The sequence below is a fragment of the Saccharopolyspora thermophila genome (genome assembly GCF_014646075.1).
Lineage (GTDB): Bacteria > Actinomycetota > Actinomycetes > Mycobacteriales > Pseudonocardiaceae > Saccharopolyspora > Saccharopolyspora thermophila.
On record NZ_BMMT01000002.1, the window covers coordinates 503770 to 523593 of the forward strand.

The following is a 19824-nucleotide window of genomic DNA, read 5'->3' on the forward strand; positions in this document are numbered from 1 at the left end:
GCGGCTACGGTTCGTGGCCGCGGCCGCAGAGGTGGTAGACCCACCCCGCCTCCGGCGTGTAGTGGAGCTCGTAGTGGGTCTCGATCTTCGGGCCGTCGTGCAGGTAGATGTGGCGCAGGAGGCGGCCGGCGACCGCCTCCGAGTCGCGCAGGCCCTGCACGCGCCCGTCCAGCGGCCCGCCCACGAAGCGCACGTGTCGGTTCGTCATGCCTTCATTGTCGAGCACCGCGCGCGACGCGTCTGCCGTCGAAGAGGTGGTCGGCCCGCAGCGCCTGGGCCGGTGGTGGCCGCCCACCGCAGGCGTCGCCGCCGGTGACCACCGCGTCGCGCCCGCAGGGCCACCCCGGCTGGCCACCGCCGAAGCTGACCAGGGACGATCGGAGGCACGATGAAGCTCACCGACCTGCTCCCCGCGCCCGGCACCGGCGACCCGGACCCGGACGCGATCCTCGACGCGTTCGTCACCTGGACCACCGACCAGGGCATCGAGCTCTACCCAGCGCAGGAGGAAGCGCTGATGGAGGTGGTGACCGGGGCGAACCTGATCCTGAGCACCCCGACCGGGTCCGGCAAGAGCCTGGTGGCCACCGGCGCCCACTTCACCGCCCTGGCCGCCGGCAAGCGCAGCTTCTACACCGCGCCCATCAAGGCCCTGGTGTCGGAGAAGTTCTTCGCCCTGGTCGACGTCTTCGGCGCCGACAACGTCGGCATGATGACCGGCGACAGCAGCGTCAACGCCGACGCGCCGATCATCTGCTGCACCGCCGAGATCCTGGCCAACGTCGCGCTGCGCGACGGCGACCGCGCCGATGTCGACCAGGTCGTGATGGACGAGTTCCACTTCTACTCCGAGCCCGACCGGGGCTGGGCCTGGCAGGTGCCGCTGCTGGAGCTGCCGCGCACCCAGTTCGTGCTCATGTCGGCCACCCTCGGCGACGTCAGCTTCTTCCAGAAGGACCTCACCCGGCGCACCGGCCGGGAGACCGCGGTCGTCACCTCGGCGGAGCGGCCGATCCCGCTGACCTTCCGCTACGCGAAGACGCCGCTGCACGAGACCATCGAGGAACTGCTGGCCGGGAACCAGGCCCCGGTCTACGTCGTGTACTTCAACCAGGCGTCCGCGCTGGAGCAGGCGCAGGCGCTGATGAGCGTCAAGGTCGCCACCCGCGAGCAGCGCGACCGCATCGCCGAGGCGATCGGCGACTTCCGGTTCACCGCCGGGTTCGGCAAAACCCTGTCGCGGCTGGTGCGGCACGGCATCGGCGTGCACCACGCCGGGATGCTGCCGAAGTACCGTCGGCTGGTCGAGCAGCTCGCGCAGGCCGGGCTGCTCAAGGTCATCTGCGGCACCGACACCCTCGGCGTGGGCATCAACGTGCCGATCCGCACCGTGCTGCTCACCGCGCTGACCAAGTTCGACGGGACCCGCACCCGGCACCTGAAGGCCCGCGAGTTCCACCAGATCGCCGGGCGCGCGGGCCGCGCCGGCTACGACACCGCGGGATACGTGGTGGTGCAGGCGCCGGAGCACGAGATCGAGAACGAGCGGGCGCTGGCCAAGGCCGGGGACGACCCGAAGAAGAAGCGCAAGCTGGTGCGCAAGAAGGCGCCCGAGGGCTTCGTGTCCTGGAGCGAGAGGACCTTCGACAAGCTGGTTGCCGCCGAACCCGAGCCGCTGCGCTCCAGCTTCGCGGTCAACCACGCGATGCTGCTGAACGTCATCAACCGCCCCGGCGATGCGTTCGCCGCGATGAAGCACCTGCTCACCGACAACCACGAGGACCGGCCGGCGCAGCGACGCCACATCCTGCGCGCGATCGCGATCTACCGCGCGCTGCGGGCCGCCGGGGTGGTCGAGCAGCTCGACGAGCCCGACGAGCAGGGCCGCCGGGTGCGGTTGACCGTGGACCTGCAGTTCGACTTCGCACTCAACCAGCCGCTGTCGCCGTTCGCGCTGGCCGCCATCGAGCTGCTGGACGCCGAGTCGCCGAGCTACCCGCTGGACGTGCTGTCCGTCATCGAGTCCACGTTGGACGACCCGCGGCAGGTGCTGGCGCAGCAGCAGTTCAAGGCCCGCGGCGAGGCGGTGGCGCAGATGAAGGCCGACGGCATCGACTACGACGAGCGGATGGAGCTGCTGGAGGAGATCACCCACCCCCGTCCGCTGGCCGACCTGCTGGAAGCCGCCTACGAGACCTACCGCAAGGGCCACCCGTGGGTCGGCGAGCACGAGCTGTCGCCGAAGTCGGTGGCCCGCGACATGTACGAGCGGGCGATGAACTTCGTCGAGTTCGTCAACCACTACGGGCTGGCCCGCTCCGAGGGTCTGGTGCTGCGTTACCTGGCCGACGTGTACAAGGCGCTGCGGCACACCGTGCCCGATGACGCCAAGACCGAGGAGCTCACCGACATCATCGAGTGGCTCGGCGAACTGGTCCGCCAGGTCGACTCCAGCCTGCTCGACGAGTGGGAGAAGCTGCGCCATCCGGGTGCCGAACCCACGGCCGCCCCGGTCGACGAGGAGCCCGAGCGGATCACCCGCAACCAGCGGGCCTTCCGGGTGCAGGTGCGCAACGCCCTGTTCCGCCGCGTGGAGCTGGCGGCCCGCCGCTGCTACGACGAGCTGGGCGCGCTGGATGCCGACAGCGGGTGGGACGCCGACGCGTGGGCCGACGCGCTGGAGGAGTACTTCGACCAGCACGACGAGATCGGCACCGGCCCGGACGCGCGCGGCCCGGCGCTGCTGATGATCACCGAGGAGCCCGACCGCTGGCTGGTGCGGCAGATCTTCGACGACCCGGAGGGAGACCACGACTGGGGCATCAGCGCCGAGGTCGACCTCGCCGCCTCCGACGAAGCGGGCGCGGCCGTCCTCCGCATCACGGCCGTCAACCAGCTCTGACCGGCGCCTCACCCGATCGTGGGGTACACCGACGGCGGTGGCGGCCACGGTGGGGCCCGCCTAGCATCCCTGGCGAGCTCGCAGAGAGGAGTCCGCACATGCCGCAGACAGTCGCAGTCGGAGTGGACGGGTCGGACGAATCGGTGCGAGCACTGCGCTGGGCCGCCGACCACGTCAGGCAGGTCGGCGGGATCGTGCACGCGATCATGGTCTGGCACCAACCGGTGCAGTTCGGATATCGTCTGCCGACCCCGGACAGCGAGCTGGAGCAGCGGGCCCGCACGGCGCTGGACACCGCGGTGGACGCGGTGCGCGGCGAGTTCCCCGAGGTGGACCTGCGTTCCCGGCTCATCCGCGGGCATGTGGTCGACGAGATCGTCGGGCTGTCCGAGCAGGCCGATCTGCTGGTGCTGGGCGACAAGGGCCACGGCGCCTTCACCGGCATGCTGGTCGGATCGGTGGCGCTGAAGCTGGTGCACCACGCGCGCTGCCCGGTGGTCGTCGTCCGCTGAGCACTTTCGACAACCGGCCTAGCGCCGGACACATGGAGACGGGTGGGCATGCAGCAGGCCGAGGGCATCACGCTGTTCGGGCTCGGTGGTTGGCGCTGGTTGAACCAGCCGGTGAACTGGCTGTCCTACGCGGGACTGACGGTCACCGCGGATTCCGGCACCGACTTCTGGCGGACGACGCACCACGGCTTCGTGCGCGACACCGGTCACGCCCTGTTACGCCCGGTGGGCGGCAGGTTCAGGCTGTCCACCCGGTTCTTCGGCGACTACCGTGAGCAGCACGACCAGGCGGGGCTGCTGCTGCGGCTGGACGAGAGCAACTGGATCAAGGCCGGGATCGAGTACGTCGACGGTGAGCAGATGCTCAGCGCGGTGGTCACCCGCGAGGTGTCGGACTGGAGCGTGCTGCCGCTGGAGGCGGTGTGCGGTCCGGTCGAGTCGGTGACCATCGAGATGGAGCGGGCCGACGACGCGGTGACCATCCGCTACGCAGCGGAGGGCGGCACGCCGAAGGCGGTCCTGCGAATCGCCTACTTCCCACCGGACGTCCCGGCCGAGGCGGGCCCGATGTGCGCGTCCCCGGACGGTGCGGGCTTTCCGATCCGCTTCGCCGAACTCGATTTCACCGACGCCGAACCGCCCGTCACCCCCGAACCGTCCGGTGCCGAGCCGGGACTGTCCGACTAGGAGCGCACCCCCCGGTCATCGCGGGCGGGGTGCAGCGACCGGTTGGTGGTCAGGTCCTCCACCGCGATCCGGCTCCCCGGCGCCGAGTTGTCGTGAACGCCCCGCAGCAGCGCGGCCTCGGCCGCCGCGGGCAGGTAGACGAGCAGCCCCTCGGCCAACCACGCGGTCGGCCGGGCCGGGTCGAACCCGGATAGCGGCCCCGCCAGCGGCGCGGCGTACGGATCGTCGATCAGCCGGTCCTCCCGGCGGCTCTCCAGAGCCCGCCGCGGCGACCATCAACGCGGTGACGCCGACGCCCTCGGACACACCCCACTGCTCCGACGACACGACAACTCTCTTCCGCCCACGTCAACCCGGAACCCTGCCACCCGCCCCACCGCACCCGGGGAGCGGGGCTTGACGACGTGTGGTGATGTCGGCACCGTCCGTTGCTCCGCCCGGTATGGTCTCCGGAGGAGGAGATCGACAGCGCCGGTGTTGGGGGTCGGAGTTGGACGCGTGGCAGAACGGCAACAGCGGTTCCGTGGACGGCAACCTGATCCAGGCCGGTCGCATCGACCAGCTCCTGATGCAGTTCGGCGGCCACCGCGAGCCACCGGTTCCGGACATGCTCACGCTCGACCCGCGGCACCTGGGTTTCACCAACCGGACCGCGGAGCTGCACGAGCTCGACCGGCTGTGGCGGGAGGCGGAGCAGGCCGGGGCGCCGCTGGTCGTGGTGCTCAGCGGCATGCCTGGCATTGGCAAGACGTTGACCGCGCTGCGGTGGGCGCACCGGATGCGCGAGGAGTTCCCAGGCGGCATCTTCGTCGGTGACCTGCACGGCTCCGATCCCGCGGGGGCCCGCACCCCGGCAGAGGTGCTCGGCACGTTCCTCGGTCGACTCGGGTTGAGCGGTCCGGCGCTGCCGTCCACGGAGGAGGAGCGCGGTGCGGCGTTCCGCGAGATCACCGCGTACCGCCGAATCCTGGTCGTCCTCGACGACGCGGCGACCGCCGCGCAGGTGCGGGCGCTGCTGCCGTCCTCACCGACCAGCGCTGTGCTGGTCACGAGCCGCCGCGAGCTGACGTTCCTGGCGAGCGGCATCCGGTCGCTGCCGCTCGCGCCTTTCGAGGAGGACGCCGCTGTCGAGCTGCTGACGGAGGCACTCGGCAACGGGGCAGCGGCCGAGCAGCACGCGCTGCGGAAGTTGAGCGAGGCGTGCGGGCGGCATCCGATGGCGTTGCAGGTGTTGGCTACGCAACTCGGCGACCGGACCTCCATCTCGTCCTATGTGGATCGTGTGGCCCCGGACCTGTTGCGACGCTTGGAAGTCGACGGGGAGAACCCCGTCGCCGGAGCCTTCGAGGTCGGCTACCGGGCGTTGTCGGCGGACCAGCAGCACGCCTACCGGTTGCTGGGCTGCCACCCGGGCTCGGAGTTCACCGTGGCTGCGGCCGCGGCACTGCTCGACCGACGGGTGCACGACGCAGAGGACCTGTTGCGGGCTCTGCGCCGGACGCACCTCGTCGTCCCGGCGGCGCCGGGGCGGTACGGCATGCATGCGCTGCTGCGGCAGCACGCGCGGTCGAAGCTGACCTCTGACGACGATGCGCAGTCGGCGCTTCGCCGGCTGGTCGAGCACTACCACGACTTCGCGATGGCGCGGGACGTGGTGCTGTCTAAGCGCCGTCGGCTCAGCACCCGGTACGAGGCGGTGGTTGCCGCGCACCGGGGCGAAGGGGCCGTGCAGCGGGCGCTCGACGAGTTGGAGGCGGAGCGGGAGGCGCTGATCGCGCTGGTGGGCATCGCCGTCGAGGTGGGTGCGCCCGACCGGGCCTGGCAGCTGTGCGAGACCCTGTTCCCGTTCCTCAACGACCGCAACCACTTCGCGGACCTGCTGGAGATCCAGGAGGTCGGGGTCAGGGCCGCCGAAGCGGCCGGTGACGAGCGAGCCCTGGTGCGCATGCACTCCCAGTACGGCTCGGCGCACTTCGCGGTCGGCGAGTACGACGCTGCGGAGCAGCAGTTCGACCGTTCCGCCGAGATTGCGGAGCGGAACGACGACGCCTGGGGCCAGCAGAGCGCGACCGAGTGGCGCGGGCTCATCCACGAGCGGCGCGGCGATCTCGATGCGGCCCTCGCGTGTTTCGAAGGCTCCAAGGAGATCATCGAAACCCGTTTCGAGCCGGGGCGGCAGCGGCGTCCGTTGGCGTTGTACCGCATGCATTCCGGACGGGTGCTCACCCGCGCAGGGCGTGCCGCGGAGGCAGTGCCGCGCCTGCGCGAGGCGTTCGAGACCTTCTCCGAGTTCGAAGAAGCGGCGAACAGCGGGAAAGTGGCGTTGTCGCTGGCTGAAGCACTGTTGCAGCGCCATGAACAGGTGGACGCGTCGATGTGGGCGCGCAGGGCGCTCGACCTGTGCCGGGCGGCGCGGATGCCTGCCGACCAGGCCGCTGCGCTGGAACTGCTCGCCGAACTCAGCGCGCGGAACGGGGACGAGCAGGGTGCCGCCGCGCGGCGGCGGGAGGCCGCAGAGATCCTCACTGTGCTGGGGAACCGCCGGGCGCGGGCGCTGCTGCGCGGGGGCGGCGATTTCAGTGGAGATCGACCGACACCAGGTGGCCGTTGACGGTCAGGCCGGGGGAGAGGTCGGCGAGGTCGCGACCGGCGGCCAGCCACTCGAACACCGCTGAGGCGTGCAGCGCGGGCTCGCCGGTTCCGCTGAGCCGCACCTGCTCGCCGCTGCGCGTCCGGACGGTGCAGGTGCCCCCGTCGACCGCGGCTGCCAGTTGCAGGCCCGGTTGGGCGGACAGAGCGTCCGACAACCAGGTTCGAGCATGACGGCCCCACGCGGTGGCGTCGGTGAGCACCGCGATGTCCGCGACCGCGCGCATCCGTCGACCCGGGTGGTCGGCCGCCACCACCAGGTGGCTCCGCGAGGGGATCTGCTCGGGCCGCAGCATTTCCGCCGGGTACCGGTCCAGCGCCACGCTGCGTCCGCTGTGGACTGATCCGGTGACGTACATGGCCGTGGGGCGCCAGGGCCACGGTGCGTCGGGGAGCCCGGCCGTGGTGTCCGGTGGCACGCCGGGCTCGGTGCGCGGTTCGTCCAGCTCCAGCATCGAGTAGCACAGCGCCCGCAGGCGGTCCGCCGCCTCGTCCGGGCAGGAGGTGATCATCTCGTGCACGGCGGCGGCTTTCGCCGGGGTGTGCTCGGCCGCCGCCTTCTGCAACTGCGGCAGCAGCGGCTGGGCCAGGTCGAGCCGGGGGGCGAGGGAACCGAGCACCGCCACCGCGGACCCGGCAGCCACCCGGGACTCCGGGAACGCGGCCAGCGAGGTGGGCAGCCCGATGGCCGCGCCGTACGCGGTCACCGAGCCGTGGTCGCCGATCAACTGGTCAGCGGCCACCAGGGCCGCCCGCCACCCGCGCTCGGGCGGCACGACGAGCAGCCCGGAGCGCTCGTGCGGCGCCAGCCAGCGGTGCACGGCGTCCGGGCCGTGCTGGTACCAGATGTGCGGGTGCAGGATCGCCACGAGGCGGAACTCGTCGACGGGCAGTTCGGCGAGCAACCGCTCGTACAGCTCGGAGACCTCGCCCAGCAGCGACTCCTCCCGCCAGGTGGAGCTGATGGCGAGCACGGTCTCCCCGTCGTCGGCGCCGAGCGCGCGGCGGTAGCGCAGCCGCCACGTGGCGCTGGCGCGCAGCCGGTCGTAGCAGGGATCGCCGATGACGTGTGCGACGTCGGCGGCCTCGGGGGCCGCCGCCCGCAACCGAGCCCACTGCTCGTGGTGGGACAGCACGATCGCCGAGGGGATCGGGACGCCGTCGTGCACCACCAGATCACGCGACAGGCCGAAGGCTTCCGGCTTCCGGCTTCCGGCTTCCGGCTTCCGGCTTCCGGCTTCCGGCTTCCGGCTTCCGGCTTCCGGCTTCCGGTACCACTTTAGTGTACCGAATTCCGTGCGGTACCGAGACAATCGGAGCCCTGATGCCCGACAGTCCACTGTGCCCAGCGGTGATGGCGAGGTCGAACCGGCTGTCGCCGATCTCCTCCGGTGGCAGCGGGAAGACGCCCTTGGCCGCGAACAGGTCGGCGAGCCCGTTCGGGGTGGGGTCGGCGCTGTTCCAGGCGAACTCCAGCCCGACGCGGAAGTCGCCCTCGAACAGGTCCACCACGTCGAGCAGGCGGGTCATCGCCGTGACGTTGTCGGCGACGACCAGCACCTGCCGCACCGGCCGGACGGTCCGCAGGTCCGGGTCGCGACGCACGCCTCGACCCGGATCCCACGCTCCGCCGCCGCATCTCGTCATGCGGTCACGATAACCGCACGGGTCAGCGGCTCCGCCAGGCACGTTTCGCCGAGCAGCCGCAGCCCGTTGAGGCCGACGATGATGGTGGAGCCCTCGTGGCCGGCCACGCCGAGCGGCAGCGGCAGGTGGCCGACCAGGCCCCACACCACCAGGACCGTGATAAAGGTGCCCGCGATCACCAGGTTCTGCTTCACCAGGCGGCGCGCCCGCCGGGACAGCTCCACCACCTTCGGCACTGCCGCCAGTTCGTCGCGCACCACGACCACGTCGGCGGTCTGCAACGTCAGGTCCGCGCCCGCGCGCCCCATCGCGACACCGCAGTGCGCGGCGGCCAGCGCCGGGGCGTCGTTGACGCCGTCGCCGAGCACCATGGTGCGCTGCCCAGACTCCCGCACGGCCGCCACCTTGTCCGGCGGCAGCAGTCCGCCGCGGATGTCGGTGATGCCGACCTGTGCGGCGACCTCCTTGGCGGCGCGCTCGTTGTCGCCGGTGAGCAGCACCGGCTCCGCCCCGGTGAGTTCGCGCAGCTCCCGCGCCGCCTCGGCGGCGTCCGGGCGCAGCCGGTCGGCGATGCCGAGCACCCCGGCCTGCGCGCCGTCCACGGTGACGACCACGGCGGTGTGGTTCTCGGCCTCCAGGTCCGCGGGCTGTCCGTCGCGGGGGGCTGGTGACCCGCACCCGCAGCGCGCCGGTGCCGTTGAGGGTCCCGGCGAACACCTCGTCGCCGGGCTGCTTGGCGACCGGCAGCGGTTCGCCGGTGATGGTGGCCTGGTCGACGTCGCTGCCGCCGTCGAGCACCTCGCCGTCGGCGCCGATCCGCTCGCCGGACCGGACCACGATCACGTCGCCGACCTGCAGCTGTTCGGTGCTGACGGTTTCCTCGACGCCGTCGCGGACCCGCACCGCGGTCTCCGGGGCGAGGTCGAGCAGGCTGCGCACCGAGTCCTTGGTGCGGGCGGTGGGACGCGACGTCGGCCGCCTCGGTCGCGGAGACGCTCCAGGCCCTCGCCACCCCGTCCCGCCTGCTGATCCCTCAGCGAGCTGCGGCAGCGGCCGATGGCGGTGACCGGACTGGCCGACGCCATCGGCATGGAGCAGTCCGCGGTCTCCCACCAGCTGCGCCTGCTGCGCTCGCTGGGCCTGGTGGTCGGCAACCGCTCCGGCCGCAGCGTCGTGTACTCCCTGTACGACAACCACGTCGCGCAGCTGCTCGACGAGGCCGTCAGCACCTGCGCCTGGGCATCTCCGACTAGGTACTGCTTCGCAAGCGGCGTCAGCCGCTGGCGGTGTGGGACTCAGCTCGCACCGCCACCCGCACCGCCACGCAAAGCACTTCTGCCGCACTTCCCGACGGTCAGCCGGTGCGCGGGGCGTACATGATGACCGCGACGCCGAGCAGGCAGATCAGCGCCCCGATGACGTCCCAGCGGTCCGGCCGGAAGCCGTCGACGAACACGCCCCACAGCAGGGAGCCCGCGACGAAGACCCCGCCGTAGGCGGCGAGGATGCGGCCGAAGTGCGGATCGGGCTGGAGGGTGGCGGCGAACCCGTAGAGGCCCAGCGCCACCACCCCGGCTCCGATCCACAGTAGGCCGCGGAGCTCCCGGACCCCCTGCCACACCAGCCAGGCGCCGCCGATCTCGGCGATGGCGGCCAGCACGAACAGCACCACGGAACGCAGGACGGTCATGCCACCACGGTATTTCAGCGGGCGCGGCGGGGGACGCCCACGCCGCCTGCGACCACCACCGCGACCATGAACGCGCCGAAAAAAGGGTGATGCTGAGCGGGAGACCGACGGCGTCGCCGAGGTACCCGACGGCGACCGGCAGCGCCCCGGCGGGCAGGTAGCCGCCAGCGCTGAACGCTGCGTTGGCCTCCGCCCGCCGCTGCGCCGGGACGTGCTTGTTCAGCAGGGACAACCCGCCGAGCTGGCCGAAGCCCTGTCCTGCCCCGGCCAGCACCGCCGCCGCGACCAGCAGGGCTGCTGAGGCCCAGTGCACGGCGAGGACCAGCGCCACCATGCTGGCCGCGGTGGCCGCGGTGCCGGTGAGCAGGATCGTGCGGATCCGCAGGCGCTGCACGGCGAACTGGACCCCGGTGGCGGCGGCGAACATCACGAAGGCCGTGCCGCCCGCGAGGATCCCCCGCGATGTCGCAGGCGTAGACGACCGTCAGCACGCCCGCGGAGAAGCCCATTTCCCGTTGCCACAGCACGTAGAGCGGGGTGGCCGCGTTGGAGCGCGAGCACGGCGGTGACCGGCCAGGCGGCCAGCCAGATCTCCCATCGGGGCGGTTGGTCGGTGCGGGCGGCGGTCGCCGAGGACGGGGCGAGCTGGGTCATGGCTGCTTCCTCGGGGGCGGTGTACGATTCGAGTCGAACTTAGCCGAAGTACGAAGAAACTCGTACAATCGAGGGATGTTGCCGATGTCACCGGCCGCCGCTGCCCGCCGGAAGCAGCCGGAGCCCGCGGGCCTGCCGGACCCGCTGCCCGAGCCCGCCGCGGACGAACTGCGCCTGGAGACCGTGTTCGCGGCCCTGGCGGACCCGCTGCGCATGGAGGTCGTGCGCAGGCTGCTGCTGGAGTCGGAGGAGTTCGACCACCCCTGCGGCTGGTTCGGCTTCGACCGGCCCAAGTCGTCGCTGACGCACCACTTCAGGGCCCTCCGCGAGGCGGGCCTGATCCGCAGCGCCAGTACGGCGCGGAACGCCGCAGCCACGTCCGCGTCGACGACCTCAACGCCCGCTTCCCGGGCCTGCTCGACCTCGTCGCCGCCTGGAACCGCGAGTGAGGGCTGCCCTTCGCCGAGCCGCTCGGCGAAGGGCAGCCCGGACTGATCAGTTGAGGCCGATGATGTTGCCGTTCTCGTCGATGTCGATGGATTCCGCTGCCGGGTGGGAGCCCAGGCCCGGCATCGTGCGCATCTCGCCGCAGATCGGGTAGATGAAGCCCGCGCCCACCGAGGCCCGGACCTCGCGGACCGGCAGGGTCCAGCCCGTCGGGGCGCCGAGCAGCGTCGGGTCGGAGCTCAGCGAGAGGTGCGTCTTGGCGATGCACACCGGCAGGTCGCCGAAGCCGTTGGCCTCGTAGGCGTCCAGTGCGCGGGACGCCGCCGGCTGGTAGGACACGCCCGCCGCGCCGTACACCCTGGTCGCGATGGTCTCGATCTTCGTCCGCAGGTCCGCTGAATCCGGGTACAGCAGCCGGAAACCGCTGGGTTGCTCGGCGGCCGCCACCACCGCTTCGGCCAGCTCCACCGCGCCCTTGCCGCCCTCCAGGTAGTGGTTGCTCACCGCCACGCGCGCGCCCTCGGCCTCGGCCACCTCGCGGATCGCCTGGTGCTCGCTGGGGTGGTCGGTGGGGAAGGCGTTGATCGCCACCACCGGGGACACCCCGTGCAGCCGGATGTTGTCGATCTGCTTGCGCAGGTTCGCCGCCCCGGCCAGCACGTCGTCGGGGTTCTCCGCGAGCATCGCGGGCGGCAGCGGCCGACCCGCCACCACCGTGTACCGCCCGGAGTGTGCCTTCAGCGCGCGCACCGTGGCCACCAGCACCGCCGCGTCCGGACGCAGCCCGGAGACGCGGCACTTGATGTTGAAGAACCGCTCGGCGCCCATGTCCGCACCGAACCCGGCCTCGGTGACCACGTAGTCCGCGCACCGGCTGGCGATCCGGTCGGCCACCACCGAGGAGTTGCCGTGCGCGATGTTGCCGAACGGGCCCGCGTGCACCAGCACCGGCGTGTTTTCGGTGGTCTGCATCAGGTTCGGCTTGATCGCGTCCCGCATGATCACCGTCATCGCGCCCGCCGCGCGCAGCTGCTCGGCGCTCACCGGCGCGCCGTCGCGGGTGTAGCCGACCACGATCCGCCCCAGCCGCCGCCGCATGTCCTGCAGTGACGTGGACAGCGCCAGCACCGCCATCACCTCGCTGGCCGCGGTGATGTCGAACCCGGTCTGCCGCGGGGTGCCGTCGGCGCGGCCGCCCAGCCCGGTGACGATGTTGCGCAGGTCGCGGTCGTTGACGTCCAGCACCCGCCGCCAGGTGATCCGCTGCGGGTCGATGCCCAGCGCGTTGCCCTTGTGCAGGTGGTTGTCCAGCATGGCGGCCAGCAGGTTGTGCGCCGCGGTGACCGCGTGCATGTCGCCGGTCAGGTGCAGGTTCAGCGCCTCCATCGGCACCACCTGGCTGTACCCGCCGCCCGCGGCCCCGCCCTTGATGCCGAACGTCGGCCCCATCGACGGCTGCCGGATCGCCACCGCGGACCGCTTGCCCAGATACCGCAGCGCCTGCCCCAGACCGACCGTCGTGGTCGTCTTGCCCTCGCCCAGCGGGGTGGGCGTGATGGCCGAGACCACCACGTAGCGGGCGGTCGGCCGGTTGGACAGCTCCTCCATGGCGTCCAGCGAGATCTTCGCGACGCTGCGCCCGTGCGGTTCGAGCAGGTGCGCACCGATGCCCAGCTGCGCGGCGACGTCCTCCAGCGGCGTCAGCGGGGTGGCGCGGGAGATGTCCAGATCGGACGGAATGGTCATGCCGGAACCTCCCGGAGTCGGGCGACCAGATCGTGGCGCCACTGCACCGTCTTCGCAACTTCGTTGAACGTGAAGAAGTGCCAGCCCGCGATGCCGCAGGCGGGGTCGACGAGGTGGGGGGACAACTCGTCGAGCAACTCCTCCGGCGTGTAGCGGGTCAGCAGCTTCGACACCACGCCGTGCTGCTTGCGCAGGAACCGCATCGACTCGCCCAGCCCGATCCGCAACGAGATCCGCAACAGCCTGTGCGCGTCCACCACCCCGGGAATCCCGATGTGGATCGGCAACCACACGCCGCGGGCCCGCACCTGCTCGATCCAGGTGGCGATGGTGCGCGGGTCGTAGCAGATCTGCGAGACGACGTAGTCGGCGTGCCGCGACTTCTCCGCCATCGCCCGGATGGTGGAGACATCGGAGATGAACGCGTGCCGCTCCGGGTAGCCGGTGATGCCCACGCACGGCGGCCGCCGCCCCACCTCCTCCATCGCGCGCAGCAGGGCCAGCGCGTCGGGGAACTCGCCGCGGGGCTGCGGGGAGTCCCCGGCCACCACGAAGACCTCGGCCAACCCGAGCTCGGCCACGCGGTCGAGCACGGCGGCCAGGTGTGCGCGGTCGGCGATCAGCCGGGCCGCCAGGTGCGGCACCGGCCGCAGTCCCCGGCCCGCCAGCTGGGCGCACAGGTCCAGGGTCGCCTCGGTGCCCTTGGCCGGGGACGCCGTGACCGTCACGGTCGTCCCCGGCGGCAGGTGCTCGGCCTGGTCGACGGCGCCCCGCAGCGGCAGCACCTCGAAGCGGGCTCGTGCCAGGGATTCCTGCAGGTGCTCGGTGCTCATCGCGCTCACCGCCCCAGTCAGATCGTCGCTACGCGCTCGCGCGCACGAGCCGCTTGGGAATGTCCTTGGTTGGGTCCAGGAACGGCTTTTCCACCACCACCGCCTCCTGCGGGCCGTGCTGGGTGTGCACCACCAGTTCCGTGCCCAGCTCGTGGTAGGCGATCGGCACCATCGCGTAGCCGATGTTGCGCTGCAGCCGCGGCGAGTAGCAGGCCGAGGTGACCTCGCCGATGCGCAGCCCGCGCGGGTCGTGCACGTCGAAGGCGTCGACCATCTCGCCGTCGTTGAACGACCCCACGCTGGGGCCGCTGATCTCCACGCCCACCAGCTTGCGGCTGATGCCCTCGCTCTTGATCCGCTGCAGCGCGGCCTTGCCGATGAAGTCCGCCTCCTGGTCCAGATCGACCATCCAGGTCTTCTCGAAGCCGTAGCCCACCTCGAACGGGTTGGTGTCGTAGGTGATGTCGCAGCCCCAGGACAGGATTCCGGCCTCGATGCGACGGATGTGGCACGGCCCGATCACCCGCATGCCGTGCGGTTCGCCGGCCTCCCAGATGGTGTTCCACAGCTTCACACCGTCGCGGCTGGCGTTGTGCAGGTAGATCTCGTAGCCCAGCTCGGCGGTGTAGCCGGTGCGCGACACCACCACCTGCATGCCGTCGAGCTCGCGGTCCACCGCGTAGTAGTAGGGGACGTCCAAAATGGACTCCCCGAACAGGTCGACCATCACGTCGCGGGACTTCGGGCCCTGGATCTGCACCGGTCCCACGTCTGGTTCGCGGATCTGCACGTCCATCCCGAGGTGGTACGCCAGGCCCTTGGCCCACAACATGACGTCGCTGTCGGCCAGCGACAGCCAGAAGTGGTTCTCACCGAGCCGGAGCAGCACCGGGTCGTTGATGATGCCGCCGTCCTCGGCGGTGATGAACACGTACTTGCACTGCCCGACCTTGCACTTGGTCAGGTCCCGCGGCACGAGCATGTTGGTGAACTCGAACGCGTCGGACCCGGTGATCTCCACCTGCCGTTCCACGCCGACGTCCCACAGCGTGACGCCGTCCAGCAGCGCCCAGTACTCGCCGACCGGGTCGCCGTAGTGGCGCGGGTGGTAGGTGTGGTTGTAGACGCTGTAGAGCCCCACGCCGTGCCGTTTCGACGCGTGGAAGAACGGCGACTTGCGGATGCGCGGGTAGAGCAGGACTCCGGGGTTGGGGTTGATGCTCATGGGGAGGCTCCAATCTGGGGTCGGCCGTGGCGGATTTCCGGGTGGCGGCAATCCCACCGCGCCGGCCGGGAACCGGCGGGGCGTTCTGCGGTTGGGTGGTGAACGCGCCGCTCAGCAGCGCATACGAAACATCTCGGGGTCGAACACCGGATCAGCGACGACCGTGGCCGGATGTCGCTCGTCGAAGTAGGACACCCGCACCGGGGTGCCCGGTTCGGACAGCTCGGCGGGCAGCCACGCGTACGCGAGGCTGGCCCCGACGCTGTGGCCGTAGCCGGCGCTCGTGGTGAACCCGACCGCCTCGCGGGCGGTCGCGTCGGCGAACACCGGCTCGGACCCCATCAACACGGTGCCGTCGTCGATCGTCAGACAGCACAACCGCCGCCGCGGTGCGCGTTCGCGACGCCGCAGCAGCGCCTCCCGCCCGATGAAGTCGCCCTTGTCGGCCTTCACGGCGAAGGCCAGACCAGCCTCATCCGGGTCGTGCAGGCTCCACATGTCCGCACCCCAGGCGCGGTATCCCTTCTCCAGGCGCAGGCCGTTGAACGCGCCCCGCCCGCCCGGGAAGATGCCGTGCTCGGCGCCGGCCGCGGCCAGCAGGTCCCACAGCCGGCGGCCGAACTCCGCCGAGGCGTACAGCTCCCAGCCGAGTTCACCCACGTAGGACAGCCGCAGCGCGACCACCGGCACCTCGCCGACGTGCAGGCGCCTCGCCCGGAAGAACCGGAACCCCTCGGGGGAGACGTCGCAGTCGGCCAGCGGGGCGAGCACGTCCCGGGCGCGCGGCCCCCACAGGCCGATGCAGCAGGTTCCGCCGGTGATGTCGCGGACCATCGTGGTGGCGTCGGCGTGCCGCCGCAGCCACGCGATGTCGCGCGGCCCGTTGCAGCCGACCTGGAAGGTGTCGTGGTCCAGCCGGGCGACCGTGATGTCGGACCGGATGCCGCCGGTCGGCTCCAGAATCAGCGTGTAGGTGACGTAGCCGGGCGGGCGGTCCAGCTGGTTGGTGGTCAGCCGCTGGAGCAGCCCCAGCGCACCGGGGCCGCTGACCTCCGCGCGGGCCAGGGAGGTCATGTCGTACATCGCGACGCGCTCGCGGGTGGCCTGGTGCTCGGCGCCGACGATGGGCGACCAGTACCGCCCCGCCCACGGGCCGGGCCGGGCGATGTCGCGGCCGTCGACCAGCGGCGCGTTGCTGGCGTACCAGTGCGGTCGTTCCCAGCCGCTGGCCTCCAGGAACACCGCGCCCAGCTCGCGCTGGCGGTCGTAGAACGGGCTGGTGCGCAGCGGACGCGGGTGCTCCGGCGGTTGCTGCGGGTGGATGATGTCGTAGACCTCGCGGAAGTTCTGCGCGCTACGTTCGGCCACATAGGACGGACTGTGCGCGAAATCCTCGAAGCGGCGCAGATCCGCCTGCCGCAGGTCGATGTCGGGCACCTCGCCGGTCAGCCACTGCGCCATCGCCCGGCCCACCCCGGCGCCGTGCGTGATCCACACGGCCTCGGCCACCCAGAAGTTGTCGATCTCGTGGGACGGTCCCAGCACCGGCATCCCGTCCGCGGTGAACAGGAACAGGCCGTTCATGCCCTCGGTGATCTCGGTGCGCTCCAGCACCGGCAGCAGTTCCCGGGCGTCGGCCCAGGGCTTGGCGAAGTCCTCGGGCGTGAACTGCTGCACCGAGGCCATGCCCTTCCAGCCGCCGCCCTCCGAGGGCGCCTCGGCACCCGCACCGGGCGCGGCGGTGGGCTGCAGGTCGCGGCTGTCCACCGGGATCGCGCGGTGCTGGTAGGAGCCGATGCCGTAGCGGTCGTGGATCTGGCGGAAGTACATGGAGCTGTCCTGGTGCCGCAGGATCGGCTGCGCCACCTCCTCGGCGCCCGCCACCAGGCCGGGCACCGGGCTGGTCACCGCGTACTGGTGCGCCAGCGGTTGGACCGGGATGGACACCCCGGCGAGCCGGCCGATCTTCGGTCCCCAGATCCCCGCACAGCACACCACGGTCTGCACCGCGACCTCACCCCGGGTGGTGCGTACGGCGCGGACCTTCCCGCCGTGGACGTCGAACCCGATCACCTCGGTGTTGCCGGCGAAACGCACCCCGCGCCGCCGTGCCTCGCGGGCCATCGCCTCGGCGGCGCGGACCGGTTTGGCGATGCCGTCGCTGGGCACGTGCAGTCCGCCGTGGATGCGGCCCGGGTCGAGCTGCGGGATGCGGGCGTGCACCTGCCGCGGGTCGAGCAGTTCGGCCTCGATGCCCCAGGCGGCCGCCAGGCCGAGCTTGCGTTTGAGGTCGTCCCAGCGCTGCGGGGTCGCCGCCACCTCGATGCCGCCGACCCGGTGGAAGCAGGGGCGCCCGTCGAGTTCGAGCTCGGTGTAGGTCTGCACGGTGCGGGCGGCGAGCCGGCTGAGCATCTCCGACGGATTGGTCTGGAAGACCAGCCCGGGCGCGTGGGAGCTGGAGCCGCCGGTCGCGAACAGCGGTCCCTGCTCGACGACGAGCACGTCGGTGACGCCCTGGCGGGCGAGGTGGTAGGCGGTGCTGCACCCGACGATCCCGGCGCCGATGACGAGCACTTGGGCGGTTGAATCCATCGCTTCCGCCTTGTTGCGTCTACGACAACTCCCTGCGTTACCCGCAACAGTGCGCCTTCGGCAGGGGGCGCGTCAATGACACGTGCGAGTCAATTTGCGATTCGCCGGCGGTGGTCGATCACCGGCGGCACGACGGCACACTCCGTGGTCACCGGCGCGCGTCGGCGACCACGGATCCGTTGATGGGTAAGGAAGTTCCCCAGGCCGTGCCATCCTGGGCCGCTCGGGATGGCGGACGGAAGGGTCAGAGGACCTGGCGGATCGCCTGCTCGAAGTGGTCGACGTGGGCCACCGCGATGCGGTCGGCCCGGTCGGCGTCCGCGGCGATGACCGCCTTGAGCAGCTCGGCGTGCTCGCCGACGTGATCGGAGACGTCGGGCAGCCGGTCGAAGAACAGGTACCAGATCCGCAGGGCCAGGTTGTAGTAGTGGTTCAGGGTGCCCTCGAGGTAGCGGTTGTGCGTGCAGCGGTAGATCGCGCGGTGCACCCTGGTGTCGACGTCCATGATGACCGCCTGCTCGCCGGACACGTCCTTGGCGAGCAGCCGCAGCTGGTCCAACTCGGACCGCTCGGCCTCGCTGGCGCGCTCGGCGGCGCGCCGCGCGGCGTGCCCCTCCAGGCGGCGGCGCACGTCGGCGATCAGCGCGTGGTCGGTGATGTTGACCTCGGTGACGAAGCTGCCGCGGCGCGGGTAGATCGCCACCAGCGACTCGGCCTCCAACCGCTTGACCGCCTCCCGGAACGGGGTGCGCCCGATGCCCAGCTCGGTGGTCAGCGGCTCCTCCTGCACCGGGGCCCCCGGCGGCAGCTGCAGGGTCAGGATCAAATCGCGCAGCGTCAGGTACGCGCGCTCGGCCTGCGACAGGTTGTCGCCGGAACGGGAATTGACGCCTGCGGACACGTCTCGTAGCCTACCCCACATACTGATATATCAGTTGCCGATAACGTCTGCGCTTTCTTTTCCGCTGGTCGTTCCCTCGCCCTGCTGGAGGCTGCGGTGGCCCCACCCCTTCTGCCCGAGCCGCCCGCGCGGCTGTGGCGCAACCCCGAACCCAGACGGCACTACGACGTGGTGATCGTCGGCTCCGGCGGCCACGGCCTGGCGACGGCCTACTACCTGGCACGCAACCACGGCATCCGGGACGTGGCGGTGCTGGAGCGCGGTTGGCTCGCGGGTGGCAACATGGCCCGCAACACCACGATCATCCGCTCCAACTACCTCTTCGACGAGAGCGCCGCGCTGTACAACCACGCGCTCAACCTCTGGGAGCAGTTGCCCGCCGAGCTGGACTACGACTTCCTGCTCAGCCAGCGCGGGGTGCTCAACCTCGCGCACACCGAGCAGGAGGTGCGCGACTCGCGGCGGCGGGTGTTCGCCAACCAGCTCAACGGGGTCGACGCCGAGTGGGTGGAACCGGCCGAGATCGCCGAGCTGTGCCCGATCCTCAACCTCTCCCCGGACGTCCGCTACCCGGTGCTGGGCGCGACGTTGCAGCGCCGCGGCGGCATCGCCAAGCACGACCACGTGGCGTGGGCCTTCGCCCGCAAGGCCGACGAGTTCGGCGTGGACCTCATCCAGGGGTGCGAGGTCACGGGATTCCTCACCGACGGGGACCGGGTGACCGGGGTGCGGACCTCCCGCGGGTCGATCGGCGCGGGCCGCGTGGCCCTCGCCGCGGCCGGGCGCACCACGCTGCTCACCGACACGCTGGGGCTGCGGTTGCCGCTGCAGAGCCACCCGCTGCAGGCGCTGGTGTCGGAACTGCTGGAACCGGTGCATCCGTGCGTGGTGATGTCCAACCACGTGCACGTCTACTGCAGCCAGGCGCACAAGGGCGAACTGGTGCTGGGCGCGGGCATCGACTCCTACAACGGCTACGGCCAGCGCGGCTCGGTGCACGTGATCGAACGCCAGATGGCCGCGGCGCTGGAGCTGTTCCCGATCTTCGCGCGGGCACACGTGATCCGCACGTGGGCGGGCACAGTGGACGTCACGCCGGACGCCTCGCCGATCATCGGACCGACGCCCTACGAGAACCTGTTCCTCAACTGCGGCTGGGGAACAGGCGGGTTCAAGGCCACCCCCGCCGTGGGCTGGGTCTTCGCGCACACCATCGCCACCGGCCGCCCGCACCCGCTCAACGAGCCCTACGGCCTGGAGCGGTTCACCACCGGAGCCCTGATCGACGAACACGGCGCCGCCGCCGTCGCCCACTAGCGAGAATCCTGGCTGGAGATCC

Annotated in this window: 16 protein-coding genes and 3 pseudogenes; 7 read left to right on the top strand and 12 right to left on the bottom strand. The window is 71.4% G+C overall.

What is annotated here, in order from left to right; genetic code table 11:
• Positions 1-4 precede the first annotated feature (4 nt).
• Entirely contained in the window at positions 5-208 is a 204-nt protein-coding gene (locus IEY17_RS05750; protein WP_188986186.1) for a hypothetical protein, read from the bottom strand.
• A gap of 180 nt (positions 209-388) precedes the next feature.
• Between IEY17_RS05750 and IEY17_RS05755 the strand changes: the two genes are divergently transcribed.
• The 3 genes from IEY17_RS05755 to IEY17_RS05765 all read left to right on the top strand — a co-directional run bounded on the left by IEY17_RS05755 (position 389) and on the right by IEY17_RS05765 (position 4101).
• Entirely contained in the window at positions 389-2902 is a 2514-nt protein-coding gene (locus IEY17_RS05755; RefSeq protein ID WP_188986187.1) for a DEAD/DEAH box helicase, read from the top strand.
• A 98-nt stretch (positions 2903-3000) separates the two neighbouring features.
• Positions 3001-3414 (top strand): universal stress protein, encoded by a 414-nt coding sequence (locus IEY17_RS05760; protein WP_188986188.1) that lies wholly within the window; start codon positions 3001-3003, stop codon positions 3412-3414.
• Positions 3415-3462: 48 nt separating this feature from the next.
• Positions 3463-4101 (top strand): DUF1349 domain-containing protein, encoded by a 639-nt coding sequence (locus IEY17_RS05765; protein ID WP_188986305.1) that lies wholly within the window; start codon positions 3463-3465, stop codon positions 4099-4101.
• Positions 4102-4136: 35 nt separating this feature from the next.
• Here IEY17_RS05765 and IEY17_RS05770 read toward each other — a convergent pair.
• Positions 4137-4377, bottom strand: a pseudogene (locus IEY17_RS05770) (class I SAM-dependent methyltransferase); the annotation flags it as partial.
• A 214-nt stretch (positions 4378-4591) separates the two neighbouring features.
• Here IEY17_RS05770 and IEY17_RS05775 point away from each other — a divergent pair.
• Complete coding sequence (locus IEY17_RS05775) at positions 4592-6712, top strand: tetratricopeptide repeat protein (protein WP_188986189.1); 2121 nt, start codon at positions 4592-4594, stop codon at positions 6710-6712.
• Here IEY17_RS05775 and IEY17_RS05780 read toward each other — a convergent pair.
• From IEY17_RS05780 to IEY17_RS25940, 4 genes and pseudogenes are all read right to left on the bottom strand, one after another.
• The gene (locus IEY17_RS05780) at positions 6678-7922 is read right to left on the bottom strand and encodes a hypothetical protein (protein WP_229679859.1); all 1245 of its coding nucleotides are present in this window, start codon (positions 7920-7922) and stop codon (positions 6678-6680) included. The two genes, IEY17_RS05775 and IEY17_RS05780, sit on opposite strands and share 35 nt — an antisense overlap.
• Before the next feature lie 4 nt (positions 7923-7926).
• Positions 7927-8397, bottom strand: a complete 471-nt coding sequence (locus tag IEY17_RS05785; protein WP_188986191.1) for a hypothetical protein — start codon at positions 8395-8397, stop codon at positions 7927-7929.
• Positions 8394-9011, bottom strand: coding sequence for an HAD-IC family P-type ATPase (locus IEY17_RS25935; protein WP_308423951.1), 618 nt, complete (start codon positions 9009-9011; stop codon positions 8394-8396). The genes IEY17_RS05785 and IEY17_RS25935 overlap by 4 nt, the downstream gene beginning before the upstream one ends.
• Before the next feature lie 94 nt (positions 9012-9105).
• A pseudogene (locus IEY17_RS25940) lies at positions 9106-9336 on the bottom strand (P-type ATPase actuator domain-containing protein); the annotation flags it as partial.
• 23 nt (positions 9337-9359) lie between these two features.
• On the opposite strand from IEY17_RS25940, the pseudogene IEY17_RS25215 reads away from it, so the two are divergent.
• Positions 9360-9621, top strand: a pseudogene (locus IEY17_RS25215) (ArsR/SmtB family transcription factor); the annotation flags it as partial.
• A gap of 130 nt (positions 9622-9751) precedes the next feature.
• Here the strand turns inward: IEY17_RS25215 and IEY17_RS05795 are convergent.
• Positions 9752-10087, bottom strand: coding sequence for a YnfA family protein (locus tag IEY17_RS05795; RefSeq protein ID WP_188986192.1), 336 nt, complete (start codon positions 10085-10087; stop codon positions 9752-9754).
• Between the two features lie 729 nt (positions 10088-10816).
• Between IEY17_RS05795 and IEY17_RS05800 the strand changes: the two genes are divergently transcribed.
• On the top strand, positions 10817-11236 hold the full coding sequence (locus IEY17_RS05800; protein ID WP_308423952.1) for an ArsR/SmtB family transcription factor: 420 nt from the start codon (positions 10817-10819) through the stop codon (positions 11234-11236).
• Here IEY17_RS05800 and IEY17_RS05805 read toward each other — a convergent pair whose 3' ends face one another.
• From IEY17_RS05805 to IEY17_RS05825, 5 genes are all read right to left on the bottom strand, one after another.
• A complete protein-coding gene (locus tag IEY17_RS05805; protein WP_188986193.1) occupies positions 11237-12934 on the bottom strand; it encodes a formate--tetrahydrofolate ligase in 1698 nt (565 codons plus the stop codon).
• Entirely contained in the window at positions 12931-13767 is an 837-nt protein-coding gene (locus tag IEY17_RS05810) for a methylenetetrahydrofolate reductase (RefSeq protein ID WP_188986194.1), read from the bottom strand. Before IEY17_RS05810 ends, IEY17_RS05805 begins: the two co-directional genes overlap by 4 nt.
• 28 nt (positions 13768-13795) lie before the next feature.
• Positions 13796-14992, bottom strand: a complete 1197-nt coding sequence (locus IEY17_RS05815) for a glycine cleavage T C-terminal barrel domain-containing protein (protein WP_188986195.1) — start codon at positions 14990-14992, stop codon at positions 13796-13798.
• A 111-nt stretch (positions 14993-15103) separates the two neighbouring features.
• Positions 15104-17584, bottom strand: a complete 2481-nt coding sequence (locus tag IEY17_RS05820; protein ID WP_188986196.1) for a GcvT family protein — start codon at positions 17582-17584, stop codon at positions 15104-15106.
• A gap of 244 nt (positions 17585-17828) precedes the next feature.
• The gene (locus tag IEY17_RS05825) at positions 17829-18485 is read right to left on the bottom strand and encodes a GntR family transcriptional regulator (RefSeq protein WP_229679860.1); all 657 of its coding nucleotides are present in this window, start codon (positions 18483-18485) and stop codon (positions 17829-17831) included.
• Between the two features lie 96 nt (positions 18486-18581).
• Between IEY17_RS05825 and IEY17_RS05830 the strand changes: the two genes are divergently transcribed.
• The gene (locus IEY17_RS05830; protein ID WP_188986198.1) at positions 18582-19802 is read left to right on the top strand and encodes a sarcosine oxidase subunit beta family protein; all 1221 of its coding nucleotides are present in this window, start codon (positions 18582-18584) and stop codon (positions 19800-19802) included.
• Positions 19803-19824: the final 22 nt, after the last annotated feature.